Raw genomic sequence first — 15,343 nt, 5'->3', positions numbered from 1 at the left:
CAGATCTGAATGTAATTTCCACAAGTATCATCAAATACGGCGATTGTTACATTTCCCATAACCGTAGGTTCTGATTTGAATTTTACACCCTTTTCAATAAGTGAATGATATTCTTTTTCAATATCATCAGTAAAAAGCATGGTCGCAGGGATACCCTGTTCATAAATGGCTTTTTGATATGTTTTTGCGGCCGGATTGACATTTGGCTCAAGCACTAATTCAAATTCATTATCATCCGTTCCAACCGATAGCCATCTATATTCACCTACCGGAATATCGTTCTTTACTTTTAATCCCAAATTTTTTGTATAAAAATCATGAGCATTGGCCTGATCTTCGACAAAAACCCCGCCTAATTTTATATTTAACATCGTTTTTTCCTTATTTATTGCATAAGTTTATAGCATTAATGTGTGACGTAATAAACAATATGTAAACTCATATATTGTAGATTTCGCTGGTTATTGCAATTCAGTTAAGTTTCATTTGCTAGGCCATCCAAAATAGGTCACAGTAATCCTCAGAAAAAACAAAGGGAAGAACCATGCCATTTAAAAGATTAATTTATAAGATTAATGTTACAGCGATAGTTATCATGCTGTTGTCGAGTGTTAATTTAAGCTTTGCACAAACCAATCAAGGCATGTCACTTGAGCGACTTATCCGTCTAGATACCGTTATGCAGGATTACATCGATCAAGATCAATTGTCCGGTAATGTGATATATATCGCGAGAAATGGGGAACCCGTTTATCATAAAGCGCTTGGGCAGCGTGATGTTGCTGCAAATGATAATATGGAACCAAGTGATATTTTCAGAATTGCGTCACAATCAAAAGCCATTACCAGTGTAGGTATTATGATTTTACAGGAACGAGGCCAATTGCTGATCAATGATCCTGTTGGAAAATATTTGCCGGAATATATGAACACAACGGTTGCGGAGGACGACGGAAATGGCGGTTACACTGTTGTGCCGGCAAAGCGGTCAATTACCATTCGTGACTTATTAACCCATACGGCTGGCATTAGTTATGGCAACGGTCCCGGCGAACAAGCATGGTTAGATTCCGGTATTTATGGATGGTATACGGCTGAGCGCAGTGAACCAATTCGCGAAACCGTCCGCCGCATGGCAGATCTGCCGCAAGCGGCTCATCCAGGTGAGAAATTTGTTTATGGGTATAACACCGATATTCTTGGTGCAGTGATAGAGATTGTTTCTGGTGAGCAACTGGATCAATTTTTAAAAGATAATATCTTAGATCCATTAACGATGAACGATACGAGTTTCTTTGTACCCGAAGAAAAAAGAGACCGAATTGCGACCGTATATTCATTAAAGGGTGATAAAATTACTCTTGCTGATAATCCCGGAATGCTTGAAGGTGTTAGCCATGTAGGGCAAGGACATTATATTGACGGGCCACGTCAGAGTTTCGCGGGCGGGGCAGGGCTTACATCAACCGCGGAGGATTACGGTAAATTTTTGCAAATGATTTTAAACGGTGGTGTCTTAAATGATGTTCGCATATTAAGTCGGAAATCGGTTGAACTGATGACGACAAACCATCTTAGTGATATTCCATATGGTGCAGGATTAGGATTTGGGCTTGGTTTTGAAATTATTACCGATTTAGGCAAATATGGAAAACCCGGTAGTCAAAATGCATATGGTTGGGGTGGTGCCTATCATTCCGTATATTGGATCGACCCAAAAGAAAATTTGGTGGTCGTGTATTTAACGCAACTTATACCCGCAGGCGGTCTTGATGATCAAAATAAATTACGTGCGCTTGTTTATCAGGCGATTGTTGATTAATCGCAACGACACATTCAATACGTGTCATTATGAACTCTGAATAATATCAATGAGGTAAATGAAATAGTATGATTAAAATTTATGGCATTAAAAATTGTGACACCATGAAGAAAGCCGTCAAATGGATGGATGCTAATAGCATTGAGTATGATTTTCATGATTACCGTAAAGATGGCATTTCAGAAGATATGGTGGCCAATTTTGTCTCTAGGCTGGGGCTTGAGCTTGTTTTAAATAAGCGGGGCACCACATGGCGGAAGTTGCCTGATGATATTAAGGATAATATTGATGAGGCCGGGGCCATTAAACTAATGGTAGAAAATGAAGCGATGATAAAAAGGCCGATTTTTGATCTTGGAGATGAGTTGGCCATTGGGTTTTCGAAAAACGATCAAGCCATACTCGAAGAAAAGTTACTTTGATCCGGATACTATACTATGAGTGATGAATGGGACGATTATGCGGATGACTGGAATGATAATGAAGGGGTTATTATCTATGCCAATCACACTTATGAAACGCTTAGGGCGAAAGTTGATCTTGAGGGTTTAAAAATTTTGGATTTCGGTTGTGGTACCGGTAATTTAACCGAAAAAATGGCCCCAAAAGCCAATCACATTACGGCTATTGATAGTTCCGCAAAAATGATCTCCATTTTGAAAAATAAAAATATCAAGAATGTAAAAGCGCTGCAGCTTGAACTAAGAGAAGGCGATATCTCAAATCAATTTGATTTAATCACAGCGTCGTCTGTGTTTGGCTTTGTCCCGAATTTTGTCGATACATTAATCCTACTTAAGGGATTGCTGAAAACAGGTGGAATTTTGGTGCAGTGGGATTGGCTTGATACAGGACAAGATGATTTTGGTTTTTCGCCCGATCAATTAAAGTCGGCTTATAATAAAGCCGGATTTAAAGCGGTCAAAATATCGCAACCCTTCTCCCTCACGAAAAGCGAGGGAGAAAAGAAAGTTGTGATGGTTATTGTCAGCCTTTAAGGAAGCGATTTTTGTTCCGTGGCCCTGTGGTTAAGCGGCGGATAAAATTGCGCCATTAACGATCCACCAAGCATCAGAACACAACCGATTAAGGCGGTCGATCCTAACACCTCACCGAGGAAATAAATTCCCGCAAGTGCCGAAAATACGGCTTCCGTGCTAAAAATCAATGCCGCTTGCGATGGTGGTGTGACCTTTTGGCCATATATTTGCAGTGTATAACCAAGCGCGATGGCGATAATGCCGCTAGCGCCTATGAGAATCCAGGCGTCTATTGATGGAACCTTTAAGCTTTCACCGGTAACAAGTGCCGCAATGAAACTTAAAGCCGCACAGATAAAAAATTGTCTGATGGCAAAGGCAATGGGATGATGACGATTGGAAACCATATCAATCACGATTAGATGCGACCCCCAGAAAAAGGCACTGATCAGAATGAATAAATCACCCTTTTTCATATGAATGCCATCCATACCGGAAAGTAAATATAGCCCCGAGCAGGCAATTAAAATCGCCAGCCATATTTTCGCATTATATTTGTGCCCAAGTAACACACCAATAATAGGGACAAAAACGATATAAAGCCCCGTTATGAAGCCCGTGTTTGCAACTGTGGTGTCCTTAATGCCGATCTGTTGAAAGCCAACGGCGCAAAACATAATGGTTCCTGCCGCAACAGAGCCGATCAGCATATGGCGTTTATCATTGCTTTTAATTACATTAATGTTACCACGTCTAAAATACCGAATAGGCATTAAACATATGGCCGCGAGTGCAAAACGTAGTGCGTTATAAATAAATGGCTCCATGATATCCATGGCCATTTTTTGCAATACAAAGCTACTGCCCCACATGGCAGCCGTTAATAATAAAACTAAATTTGATTGAGCGAGAGTCATGACTATTCTCCACACTTTAAATATTCAGGATAAGTCCTTCCGGTCTACTGTTAAGACGGGCCAGTTCACTGAAACTGGATACTGAATACGCATGCGAATATGCCACGTTAAACTTTATAGTCAAGTCCAATATCAACGGCGGGAGCCGATTGTGTAATGCGTCCAACGGAAATATAATCAACGCCCGTTTCGGCGATTGATTTGATGGTTTCAAGCGTTACGCCGCCTGATGCTTCGAGTTTGACTTTACCTTTATATTTGGTAACGGCCTCACTTAACATGTCGTTTGTCATATTATCAAGAAGCAAACGGTCAGCGCCTGCGTTAACGGCGTCGAGGGCTTGATCAAGAGTGTCGCATTCAACGGTTATACCGATGGTGCTCGCGTCACTGCCGTAATTTTTTGCAGCGATTACGGCGGCTTTCACCGACCCAACACTGGCGATATGATTATCTTTAATCAATATGCCGTCATCAAGTCGCATGCGGTGGTTCATCGCACCGCCCATTTTTGACGCATACTTTGCAAGCTTGCGATAGGTCGGTATGGTTTTTCGGGTATCAAGCAGCCGACATTGTGTATGCTCAATCTCTTTGACATAGGTTTTGGTAAGCGTTGCGATGCCGGATAAATGCTGTAATAGGTTAAGGGCTGATCTCTCTGCCGTTAAAATATTTCGCGCGTTACCGTCAAGCGTCATGATGACGTTTCCTGCGGTAACTTCAATGCCGTCTTGTGCCATTATTTCAACCTTGATCGCAGGGTCAACCGTATGGATGATTTTTTCAGCAATATCAATGCCGGCAATGACCATGGTTTCGCGGGCATTCATTTCCGCTTTTAAGGTTGCATCGGCAGGAATGGTTGCGAGCGTGGTTATATCACCACGGCCGATATCTTCATCAAGCATTGACCGGATAAAGGGTCTTAGTTCTTCCTTGAACAAAGGCATTAAAACGCACGCCCTGATTTTGCCCCAGAATTAATAGGAGGCGTTGGCGCTTGTGCTGGCGACATTTCAAGCATCTTATCAAGTGGTGCCAGTGCCTTTAATTTTGTTTCTTCATCCACATGGATTTGCGGTTCCAATGTGTTTAGGCAATGATAAAGTTTTTCCAATGTGTTTAACGCCATGTAGGGGCATTGGTTACAATTGCAGTTGCCATCTGCGCCTGGCGCACCGATAAAGGTTTTATGTGGGGCATCTTTTTGCATTTGATGAAGTATGCCGGGCTCTGTTGCCACCAAAAACTTTTCTGCCGGATTATCAAGCACGAATTTCAGGATGGATGATGTTGATCCTACGTGGTCAGCGTGCTGCAAAATATGTTCCGGGCATTCCGGATGTGCGGTCACGGGGGCATCCGGGTTTTCGGCTTTTAATTTGATCAATTCTTTTTCAGAAAAACGCTCATGGACGATACAGCTGCCGGGCCATAAAACCATGTCGCGTCCTGTTTTTTTGGCAAGATAGGCACCCAAATGACGATCCGGCGCCATCATGACTTTCTGGTCTTTCGGGATTTGGCTTAAAATATATTCCGCATTGGATGATGTAACAATAATATCGGAATGGGCCTTCACCGCCGCTGAGCAATTAATATAAGTCAGACAAATATGATCCGGATGCTCAGCGCGAAATTTCGCAAAATCATCAGGCGGACAGCTATCTTCTAACGAGCAACCAGCGTCCATATCAGGGAGCACAACCGTTTTTTCAGGGCTTAGAATTTTTGCCACTTCCGCCATGAAGCGAACACCGCAAAAGACAATGACGTCTGCGTCAGTGGCGGCTGCCTTGCGGGATAGGTCAAGACTGTCACCGACAAAGTCCGCCAGATCCTGAATTTCAGGGTCTTGATAGTAATGGCCTAAAATTACGGCGTTTTTCTCTTTGCGCAAGCGATTAATTTCGCTGAGCAATTCGGCCTTCGGCATTGTTTCATTTGCCGTTAAAGGAATGGTCATATCTATTACCCTTTAATCAATATCTATGATTTCTATGTAAGCCTTAGAGGGGGCGGTTTCAAGGTTTATTCATGAAATTCTGCCTTTTCCGGAATGCGGGTAAAGGCGATTTTTGTACCGCTAAAGCGTGACATGCTTTCCGGCAGGGTGCCAAGTACGACGGTATCAAGGCCGTATTTGGCATTAATATCATCCATGGCGACCGAAAGGCGGGCATGCCTTTGTTGCTTTTTTGATATTGGATCATCCAACTCCTTAAACATATCAGGCATAATTTTATCGGCCGGTACCAAGCCATAAAAACTGACCGATATTTGACGAATGCGCGGTGGGGTGTTGTCTTCAATCATTTTTTCCCAGAGCATATTAAGGGCGCGTAAAAATGAAAAACTATCCTCGGCCAGCGGAATTTTAATATCTGACTGCCATTTATAACGTTCACCACTATTTTTCGGCACATCGAAACGCACGTAAAGTGAATAAAGCTTGGCGAAATACCCAAGCCTTCGCATGCGGCTTGCGGCTTTGAGGGTGAGGCGGCGTGCGACAATGCGGGCCTTGTGACGAGGGCGCATGACAGGGGCGAGCACATGGCTATGTCCGACGGTGCGGCGAACGGGATCTTCGTTTAAGGTGGTTTCAATGCCGTGCAGTGCGTACCAAAAACGCTCTCCTTCCACGCTGTTCCAAATGCGCCTCACGTGTTTTGGTTCCAAATTCCAGAAGGTGGGAAGGTCAGTGACACCCGCCCGCATCAGACGTTTATTCATATTGCGTCCAATGCCGGGTAGATCAGGAAGCTCAATATGAGCGAGACGTTCTGGTACTTCTGTTGCATAAAGCACGCTAAGCCCGTTTGGTTTTTGAAGATTGCTTGCGACCTTGGCGAGGAAGCGGTTCGGACCGATACCAATGGATGACCCAAGAGAGGGACCAACATTTTTGGCGATGGCGTTTTTGATATTATGGGCTATTTCAAGCGCGTTTTCTTCGCGGCATTCAGTGCCCATCAATCGGCAGGCGACCTCATCAATGGAACAAATTTTGGTAAGCGGCAGGAATTTTCCGATCTGATCCATGATTTTATGGTGATATTCAACATATCTGTCATGACGAGCGGATACGGTAACGAGCCCGGGACACATTTCCCGTGCTTTATAAACCATCGTTCCGGTTTTAACGCCCATGGCCTTTGCCTCGTAACTGGCGGCAATGGCGCAGGTGGCATCGGTATCAGACGGCACCACGGCAACAGGTCGCCCTCGAAGGCGGGGGTTCATATGTTGTTCGACGCTGGCAAAATAGCTGTTCAAATCAAGATACAACCATCCCAGCCCGGTTGGAATTTCCAACATGAGCTTCTGTCCCTTTCATATAAGGCCCCAATTTCAAGAAGGACTCGTGTGAGTCGTTAAAAGGGTAACGAAATATTTAGAACAAAACAAGAACAAATAAAAAGAGAATAAAAGAAAACGTCATAATTATTTTATTTTCATTTGTGATCAAAATGGCATATCGTGTCACCATATTCAGATGAAGGATTTTGTCATGAAAGGTCAGACATTAAATGACGAAAGAACGGTAAAATACAGTGTTGCCAGACGGTTTATTATAAAGCTTGGCATCATTGCCCATGGCTATGGACCGTCCGCGGCTCGACTGGAAAATTATCTTAATCAGGTGACAGAGGCGCTTGGTTATGGTGGCCATTTCCATTCCACCCGATCCCAGATTATTTATTCTTTTTGGAAGGATGATAAAATGGATCAAATCCTTCATATGGAAATGGTGGAAAAAGGCAGCTTTAACATGGCCAAACTCGCCCGTGTAGGTGAAGTGGTCGAGGCCGTGGTCGACGGCGGTATATCACTGGATGATGCGTATGATATCTTGAATGAAATTGAAGGGTTGCCGAACCCTTGGGGTGTTGGGGCAAAGGCAGTGAGCTTTCTATTCATTGGTGTCGGTTTTTCCGGCCTTATGTCCGGTAATATTATGGATATTTTTGTGTCCGGTGTATTGGCGCTTATTGTTTATATCAATGTGTTTTTTGCTGAAAAATATGGTGGGCGGATGTATGAATTACTCCCCTTCACCAGTGCGTATATTGTTGGCTTTTTGGCGGCATTATTTAAGATATGGTTGCCTGATATTAATACTTTCGTCAATATCATTGCGGCGATTATTATTATGATCCCGGGCTTTACCGTGAGCGCCGGTATCGTTGAGATTGTCAGTAATCACGTGGTATCGGGCAGTGCCAATCTGATCGCGGGTGTGATTTATCTTCTTAAGCAATTTTTTGGTGCATGGTTTGGACTTGCGACGATTGGACTATTATTTTCGGGGAACCCTGTACCTGCGGTGGCAAGTGAAAGTCTCGGGCTTTGGCTCTTTTTACCGCTGCTATTTATTGGTCTTGGGATTGCTTATCAATCACTAATGCGTGATTTTCCGTGGGTGATGCTCTGTTGTTTGGTTTCTTATATTGGTGTGACGTTTGGTAATACATTTGAAATTCAATATTTGGGTACTCTGATCGGTGCGATAGTCGCAAATATATTTGCGAACCTTTGGGCGCGTAAAACAAATCGTCCGACCTCGATTGTTCTCGTGCCCGCCATCACCGTGATGGTGAGTGGCTCCGTCGGCTTTCAGGGGCTTCTTATTGCCGCCACCGAAGAAAGCAGCCGTGGACTTAATCAATTCATGCAGCTCTTCATTGTTGCGCTTGTGATTTCCGCAGGATTGTTGATTGCGAATACGATTGTTAGGCCGAAGGTGACGTTGTAAAAAGTTCTTGGATTAAAAATGGGGATATAAGTGAGTAATAAGTATAAAAATAATATTCAATTATTATCGCTTGGTTTAATGCAGGGTGATTATAAACAAATATATCGTGCGCATCGGAACCTCTATGAAGAGGGTACTGCAATATTACCAGATTTAGAAAAGTTGATTTTAGACAAAGATTGGACGAGTGTTCAATATGGTAAGCAATTATTTTTTCTTACTGGCATATTAAATCTTATACATGATATTGACGAAGAGTATTCAAAAAAAATTGGTCAAAAAATAAATGATGTGGGTGCAAGTCTTGAGGTGAATAGGCGCATCTCAGCAATCACTAATTTTACAAATGACAATTTTTATCTTTTTGAAAAGTGTAATGTTGAAATATTCATTTCTAATGAAATTAAAAATTATTCCTTTGTCATTCGTAAATTAGAAAAATGGCTATCTATAATATCAAAAAAAGACCTTGATAATTTAAGTAAACTTTATATCGTCCCTCGAAATTACGGCTATGCAGATTATACGCCAATCTTATGTAAAATAATAATTGGTTGGGATACATCAATTTCTTTTATTAATCCTTTCGCTTGGCTGTTTATGTTTAATATTGAATCATCTTTTTACCGCGAAGTTGGTCATCATAAATTTAAACATTCTTCTGAAAAAGATTTAGATGAAAAAAGGGAAGCTAAACAGTATGCTTTTCTACAGCTGTGTAAAAGTCATCCATTTTTGATGAAAATTACGGGAAAATTGTAAGATTATTTGGGAACTAATGAGGCAATTGAAATAGATTCATTTTCAAATTCATTGCCAACCTTCTAATCACCGATTAAGCTCATCGCATAAGAATCAGAATCACAAAAAAACGGGAGGAACCTATGGGTTTTAAGCTTAAATCCAATTTATTGACATATTGTATGACTGGAATTGTCGGGGTGGGGCTTATGACGTCTCCGGCGAGTGCGGTTGACGGGGTCATCAACGAAGATAATTTAAAAGCAATGGAATATCGTCTTGTCGGGCCATATCGCGGTGGTCGTGTGACCACGGTGACAGGCGTTGTGGGCGATAGTCAAACATATTATATGGGCTCAACCGGTGGTATATTTAAAACCACAAATGCGGGCCATACGTGGGAACCCGTTGATGATGGCACGTTCGGGACGGCGTCGGTTGGTTCCGTAACCGTGTCCAAAACCGATCCTAATGTGGTCGTTGTCGGCATGGGCGAAAGTCCATATCGCCATGTGGCATCAAGTTATGGTGATGGTGTTTATTTATCCACGGATGCAGGTAAAAATTGGAAACATATCGGCCTTAAAGAAGCGCGTCAGATTTCAGAAGTGATTGTGATGCCGAATGATCCGGACACGATCCTTGTATCCGTGCAAGGCAGTCCATGGGAGCCGACCGAAATGCGCGGCATTTATAAAACAACCGATGGCGGTGAAAATTGGGAAAGAAAACTATTTACCAATGAAACATCGGGCGGTGTGGATATGAAAGCCGATCCCAATAACCCGCGGATTATTTATGCGTCCATGTGGGATCAAAATCGCAATCCATGGGGTATGCGCAGTGGTGGCCCGGGCAGTGGCATTCATAAATCCATGGATGGTGGTGAAACATGGCAAGCCATTAATAATGGTCTGCCGGATTACCTCGGTAAAATCGGTATCGCACCATCAGGCGCACAAGAAGGGCTTCTTTATGCGCTTGTGGAAGCGGGCGATGATGAAAAAACCGGTGAAAAAAGTGGCCTTTATAAATCAACCGATGGCGGTGAAAACTGGTCACAGGTGACCAGTAATCGTCAGCTGATTTCCCGTTCATGGTATTATATGCATATTTATGCGGATCCCAATGATGCGGATACAATTTATACATTAAACGCACCAATGTACCGATCAACAGACGGCGGTAAAACCTTTGACCGTATTACGACACCGCATGGTGATCATCATAGTCACTGGATTAACCCAAGCAACAGTTTGAATATGATCAACGGTAATGATGGTGGTGCAACGGTGACATTTGACGGTGGTAAAACATGGTCATCCATTCATAACCAACCAACGGCGCAATTTTACAGGGTGAATACAGATAACAGTTTCCCATTCCGTATGTTTAGTGGGCAACAGGATAATTCATCAGTTGGTATCGCCAGTAAGGGTGTATCAGGTGATATGGGCGAAGATGCCTATATCGCGGTGGCGGGCTGTGAAAATGCCCATGTGGCCATGAATAAGGATGACCCGCGTTATATGTATGGTGGATGTTACCTTGGACAGCTTAATGAATATGATAGTGACACGGGTATACGCCGTAATGTGGAGCCATACCGTGAACTCGGGTTTGGTGTTAACCCCAATGAACGTCGTTATCGCTGGAAATGGAATGCGCCGGTACTTGTATCCGCGCATAATCCGGAAGTGATTTATCACGCTAGTAATGTGATCCATAAATCCGATGACCGTGGTGTTACATGGACGGACATCAGTCCTGACCTCACCAAAAATCAAACTGAATATCAGCAAACTCATCCAGATACGATTACACGTGAAGTAACGGATAGTTATAATGCGCTGCTTGCGGTGACGGAAAGTCCATATGATGCTAATGTAATTTGGGCGGGTTCCGATGACGGCATGCTATCCAAAACCGAAGACGGCGGCGCCACATGGGAAGACGTAACCCCATCAGGCAACAAAGACGGAATGGTGAATTCAATTGAAATTTCACCGCATGATCCAAATACGATTTATATCACGACACCGCGCTATAAATATGATGATCATAAGCCGTATATTTATAAAACCACCAATAATGGCCGCAGTTGGAAAATGATTGCGGACGGTATTCCGGACGGTTCATTTGTCCGTGTCGTTCGTGAAGATCCCGTTCGTCCAGGCCTTCTTTATGCGGGGACGGAAACAGGTATGTATATTTCTGTTGATGGTGGTGATAGTTGGCAAGCCTATCAACAAAACCTGCCAACAGTTCCGGTTACCGATATTCAGGTGAATGGTTCCGATCTTGCGATTTCAACACAGGGACGTGCTTTCTGGGTGCTGGATGATATTAGCCCGCTTCGTCAAGAGGCAGAAGAACGCGATGAAGATGCGGCCTATCTTTATGCGCCAGCGATGGCCTATGATGCGCGTGTCGGAAATATGACAATGCAAGCGGTTATTTATTACACACTTGGTGATGAATATGACCTTTCAGAAAAGCCATTAAAAATGGAAATTCTGGATGGTAGCGGCAATGTTGTTCGCACACTTGAATCAGATGCGAAAAATCGTGACGGCGGTGGTTCGGAAAGTGCTTATAAGCTTCCGGCGAATAAAGGACTTAACAAAGCAATGTGGGATTACCGCGGTGAAAATTATTCGGAAATTAAAGATCTGTATGTTTTATCCGGCGGTGGTGATAATATCACGGGTGGTGCGAAACAGCGCCCTGGTGATTATACGGTTCGTTTAAGTTTTGATGGTGAAGTGATGGAACAGCCATTAACGGTTCAGTATGATCCGCGTATTGAAGTAACAAACGCGCAGCTCATGGAAAAATATGATCTGACGGATCAGATTGATGCGTCCCTTCGTGATATTACCGATAGCATTAAAACGGCCCGTGACGCTCGCAATCAAGCTGAAACTCAATCGAAAGATGATGCCAATAGTGAAGAGCTTAAAAAGCTCGCTCAGGATATCGTTGATGCGGTTGATGCATGGGAAGCGAAGGTTGTTTCCGTTGACCGGACTTATTTCCAAGATACGCTTAACTGGCCGGATATGGTATTTGCGGATATGCAGGATATATACCGCATTGTTGATAATATTGTTCCCCCAATGAACCAACGTATGCGTGACCGTTTTTCACATATAAATGATCGCTGGATGGCGCTTAAGCCTGAATATGAAGCGATTTTAAGTGGCCCGGTCGCTGCGTTTAATTATGCTTATTTTAAGAATAGAGATAAAATTATCCTTGCAAGTGAATAAGTTAATCGAATAATGAATTAAAAAGAGCGCTTTTCTGGCGCTCTTTTTTTATGGTTACTTTTTGTTAACCATAAATCGTAAGAAGTTTTTTAAGGTTTTTCGCTACTGTTATTGTCTTAATTTAAATAATCTTTGGGGATTTGAACATGATAGCATTTGATAAGATAAAAGAGTTTTTATCAAAACCTGATAAGGCAGAAGGCGAAACAGTACACGATTTAGTGCGTAAAGAAATACGAAAAGAACCGTATTTTGAAGACGTGCACCTTAAAAATATTTCTGATGCTGATAACGAACTCGTTGGTGAAAACCCTGAGCCTGTTCCTTCCCCTGTTCATGAAAATATTAACTTTGCCGAAGAACGATTAACAACGCTGCTTAATGAAAGCGAAAACAAGGCCCGTGAAACGGTTAATGCGATTGAAGAGCTTGATTGTGTGGCACAAACCTCATGGACATCCGCCGTTGAAAATGATGAGTTGGAATAAATTGTCATCAGTTTTTTATCAAGGCGTCCTTGAGGGCGCCTTTTTTTATGGATATTCAAAATAATCAAATTATTTCTTTCTTGACCTCATCCCTTCAATCTTTACGCTAGAAGGAAAATGGGAGAGGAACAATGGAAAGCTATGGGATACTGTCGGTTATTCCGCCTGCATTAAGTATATTTTTAGCGGTTTACACACGAAATGTGATTGTTTCCTTAGCAATTGGTGGGTTAAGTGGCACGCTTATATTGGGTGGTTTTAATCCGTTTTTTGCCCCCGTCAGTTTAATGAGGGACCATATTTTTGTTCAGGTAGCAAGTCCTAGTAATTCTCAAGTCATCATGATCACTCTTATCATTGGTGGATTTGTAAGAATGCTTGAAGAAAGTGGTGGCGCACGCGCTTTTTCTGCGGCTATTGTTCGATATGTCTCTAGCCCGCGAAAAGGGCAACTGGCCACATGGGCTTCAGGGATTAGTGTCTTTTTTAGTGATACGGCCAACTCTCTTATTGTTGGGCCGCTTTTTCGCCCTGTTTTTCGTGAACTAAAGATTTGCCGTGAAAAGTTAGCTTATATTATTGATACCACTGCTGCACCCGTCGTGATCCTAATCCCGGTTGCAAGCTGGGGTGTATATATCATGTCGCTGATTGAAAATTCATATGCGACAATGGGAATAGAAGAAGACGCCTTTACGGTTTTACTGAATGTTTGGCCATATCAATTTTATGCATTCTTAGCATTGTTTGCAGTGCCAATGGTCATTAGTACCGGTAAAGATTTTGGCCCTATGCGTGCAGCGCAAAAAAAATATGAAGAAGAAATCCGAACGGAAATTGAAGAGATCAAAACGGAAGATGATCCCAAGCTAATCGTCGTAATTCTTCCTTTTGCCATCATGATCGCTGTTCTTGGCGGCGTGCTTGGGTATTATGCTTTAACCGAAGGCGTTAAAAGTATTCATGTCAATGCGGGGCTTTGTTTATCTTATATTTTTGCATCAATGGGATGCGCATATGTGATGAAGAAATTTCAAGGAAAATCATATAATGAAGCGATGAACAGCTTCTTTAAAGGGATGGGAAATTTAATGCAAGTCGGTGCAATATTGGCACTTGCTTGGGCTTTAAGCTCCATTTGTCGTGAACTTGAAACGGGACCATATTTGGCGACATTAATAGGGGATAGTTTAAATCCTGCGTTTTTCCCAATTGTCGTATTTTTCTTAGGTGCGATGATGTCTTTTGCGACGGGATCTTCATTTGGAACTTTTGCTATTTTAATGGCGACGACTTTACCGGTAGCGCATATACTTGGTGCTGATCTGGTCTTGACGATTGCAGCAATATTAAGTGGTGGGCTTTTTGGTGACCATACATCCCCCATTTCTGATACAACGGTTCTTGCTTCAATGGGTGCCGACTGCCCGCATATTAATCATGTAACCACGCAATTCCCCTATGCATTATTAACGGGCATTATGACAATATCTGCCTTTATATTGCTTGCTATTTATCAAACGCCTTATGTCATATTAGTGATGTTGGTACTGCAATATTTTGCTATTCGATTTGTGATGAACCGCTTTGGGGAATAGGGATTTGTAATTCGAAGTTACATCATCTAACGTATAAGAAAAATATATAGGGAAATTTTATGGAAGATTATGGTATTTTATCGATTTTGCCACCAGCACTAAGCATTGTGTTAGCCGTTTATACAAGAAATATCATTTTCTCCCTTACTCTGGGTGCTTTTAGTGGGGCATTGGTTTTATCAAATTATAATCCATTTCTTGCGATCGCTGAATTTGTGGAAACGCACGCTTTCCCGCAGCTTTCGGTTTCATCGAACAATCAAGTGCTTGTGGTGACGTTATCTATCGGCGGCTTTATTTATATGCTTGATAAATCAGGCGGCGCGCGCGCTTTTGCAACAGTGATGGTCAAATTTATTGGTAACCCTGCAAAGGCGCAAATGGCTGCATGGGCAACAGGTTTAAGCGTCTTTTTCTCTGATAGTGGCAACGCATTAATTGTCGGGCCACTTTTTAAACCTGTATTTCGTGAACTTAAAATTTGCCGTGAAAAGCTTGCCTTTATTATCGATACGACAGCATCGCCAATATGTATATTGATCCCCTTTGTTGGCTGGGGTGTTTATATCATGGGTCTGATTGAAAATGCTTATGCTGATGTCGGTATAAACGAAGATAGTTTTCAAGTGCTTTTAAGCATTTGGCCATACCAATTTTATGCGTTTCTTGCGCTTCTTTCGATCCCAATGATTTTAAGTACAGGAAGAGATTTTGGCCCCATGGCTGCGGCGCAAGATAGATATAACCAAGCATTGCGCGATGG

The 15,343-nt window shown here is 42.5% G+C and carries 14 protein-coding genes; 9 read left to right on the top strand and 5 right to left on the bottom strand.

Going from position 1 to position 15,343, the window contains the following annotated elements; translation table 11 throughout:
- On the bottom strand, positions 1-371 hold a 371-nt coding region (locus ACTF6W_RS12015; protein ID WP_438994790.1), incomplete at its 3' end, for a VOC family protein.
- Between the two features lie 173 nt (positions 372-544).
- Between ACTF6W_RS12015 and ACTF6W_RS12010 the strand changes: the two genes are divergently transcribed.
- From ACTF6W_RS12010 to ACTF6W_RS12000, 3 genes are all read left to right on the top strand, one after another.
- Entirely contained in the window at positions 545-1,822 is a 1,278-nt protein-coding gene (locus ACTF6W_RS12010) for a serine hydrolase domain-containing protein (protein WP_438994789.1), read from the top strand.
- A gap of 68 nt (positions 1,823-1,890) precedes the next feature.
- Positions 1,891-2,244, top strand: a complete 354-nt coding sequence (locus ACTF6W_RS12005) for an ArsC family reductase (RefSeq protein WP_438994788.1) — start codon at positions 1,891-1,893, stop codon at positions 2,242-2,244.
- A 15-nt stretch (positions 2,245-2,259) separates the two neighbouring features.
- Entirely contained in the window at positions 2,260-2,820 is a 561-nt protein-coding gene (locus tag ACTF6W_RS12000) for a class I SAM-dependent DNA methyltransferase (RefSeq protein ID WP_438994787.1), read from the top strand.
- Here the strand turns inward: ACTF6W_RS12000 and ACTF6W_RS11995 are convergent.
- From ACTF6W_RS11995 to ACTF6W_RS11980, 4 genes are all read right to left on the bottom strand, one after another.
- The gene (locus ACTF6W_RS11995; RefSeq protein WP_438994786.1) at positions 2,817-3,719 is read right to left on the bottom strand and encodes a DMT family transporter; all 903 of its coding nucleotides are present in this window, start codon (positions 3,717-3,719) and stop codon (positions 2,817-2,819) included. The genes ACTF6W_RS12000 and ACTF6W_RS11995 overlap by 4 nt on opposite strands.
- Positions 3,720-3,826: 107 nt before the next feature.
- Complete coding sequence (gene nadC, locus ACTF6W_RS11990; RefSeq protein ID WP_438994785.1) at positions 3,827-4,672, bottom strand: carboxylating nicotinate-nucleotide diphosphorylase; 846 nt, start codon at positions 4,670-4,672, stop codon at positions 3,827-3,829.
- Positions 4,672-5,688 (bottom strand): quinolinate synthase NadA, encoded by a 1,017-nt coding sequence (gene nadA, locus ACTF6W_RS11985; protein WP_438994784.1) that lies wholly within the window; start codon positions 5,686-5,688, stop codon positions 4,672-4,674. The genes nadC and nadA overlap by 1 nt, the downstream gene beginning before the upstream one ends.
- Before the next feature lie 65 nt (positions 5,689-5,753).
- Positions 5,754-7,043, bottom strand: coding sequence for a Y-family DNA polymerase (locus tag ACTF6W_RS11980; protein WP_438994783.1), 1,290 nt, complete (start codon positions 7,041-7,043; stop codon positions 5,754-5,756).
- Between the two features lie 193 nt (positions 7,044-7,236).
- Between ACTF6W_RS11980 and ACTF6W_RS11975 the strand changes: the two genes are divergently transcribed.
- From ACTF6W_RS11975 to ACTF6W_RS11950, 6 genes are all read left to right on the top strand, one after another.
- The gene (locus ACTF6W_RS11975; protein WP_438994782.1) at positions 7,237-8,481 is read left to right on the top strand and encodes a threonine/serine ThrE exporter family protein; all 1,245 of its coding nucleotides are present in this window, start codon (positions 7,237-7,239) and stop codon (positions 8,479-8,481) included.
- Positions 8,482-8,511: 30 nt separating this feature from the next.
- Positions 8,512-9,243, top strand: a complete 732-nt coding sequence (locus ACTF6W_RS11970) for a hypothetical protein (RefSeq protein WP_438994781.1) — start codon at positions 8,512-8,514, stop codon at positions 9,241-9,243.
- Positions 9,244-9,365: 122 nt separating this feature from the next.
- The gene (locus tag ACTF6W_RS11965) at positions 9,366-12,494 is read left to right on the top strand and encodes a WD40/YVTN/BNR-like repeat-containing protein (RefSeq protein ID WP_438994780.1); all 3,129 of its coding nucleotides are present in this window, start codon (positions 9,366-9,368) and stop codon (positions 12,492-12,494) included.
- Between the two features lie 146 nt (positions 12,495-12,640).
- Positions 12,641-12,982 carry a hypothetical protein gene (locus tag ACTF6W_RS11960; protein WP_438994779.1) on the top strand — a complete coding sequence of 114 codons (342 nt, stop codon included), beginning with the start codon at positions 12,641-12,643 and terminating at the stop codon, positions 12,980-12,982.
- Between the two features lie 131 nt (positions 12,983-13,113).
- Positions 13,114-14,580 carry a Na+/H+ antiporter NhaC family protein gene (locus ACTF6W_RS11955; RefSeq protein WP_438994778.1) on the top strand — a complete coding sequence of 489 codons (1,467 nt, stop codon included), beginning with the start codon at positions 13,114-13,116 and terminating at the stop codon, positions 14,578-14,580.
- Between the two features lie 59 nt (positions 14,581-14,639).
- A partial coding sequence (locus ACTF6W_RS11950; RefSeq protein ID WP_438994777.1) for a Na+/H+ antiporter NhaC family protein occupies positions 14,640-15,343 on the top strand: 704 nt, incomplete at its 3' end.

The organism is Pseudemcibacter sp. (genome assembly GCF_965661635.1).
GTDB lineage: Bacteria > Pseudomonadota > Alphaproteobacteria > Sphingomonadales > Emcibacteraceae > Pseudemcibacter.
This window is presented reverse-complemented; position numbering and strand designations above follow the sequence as displayed.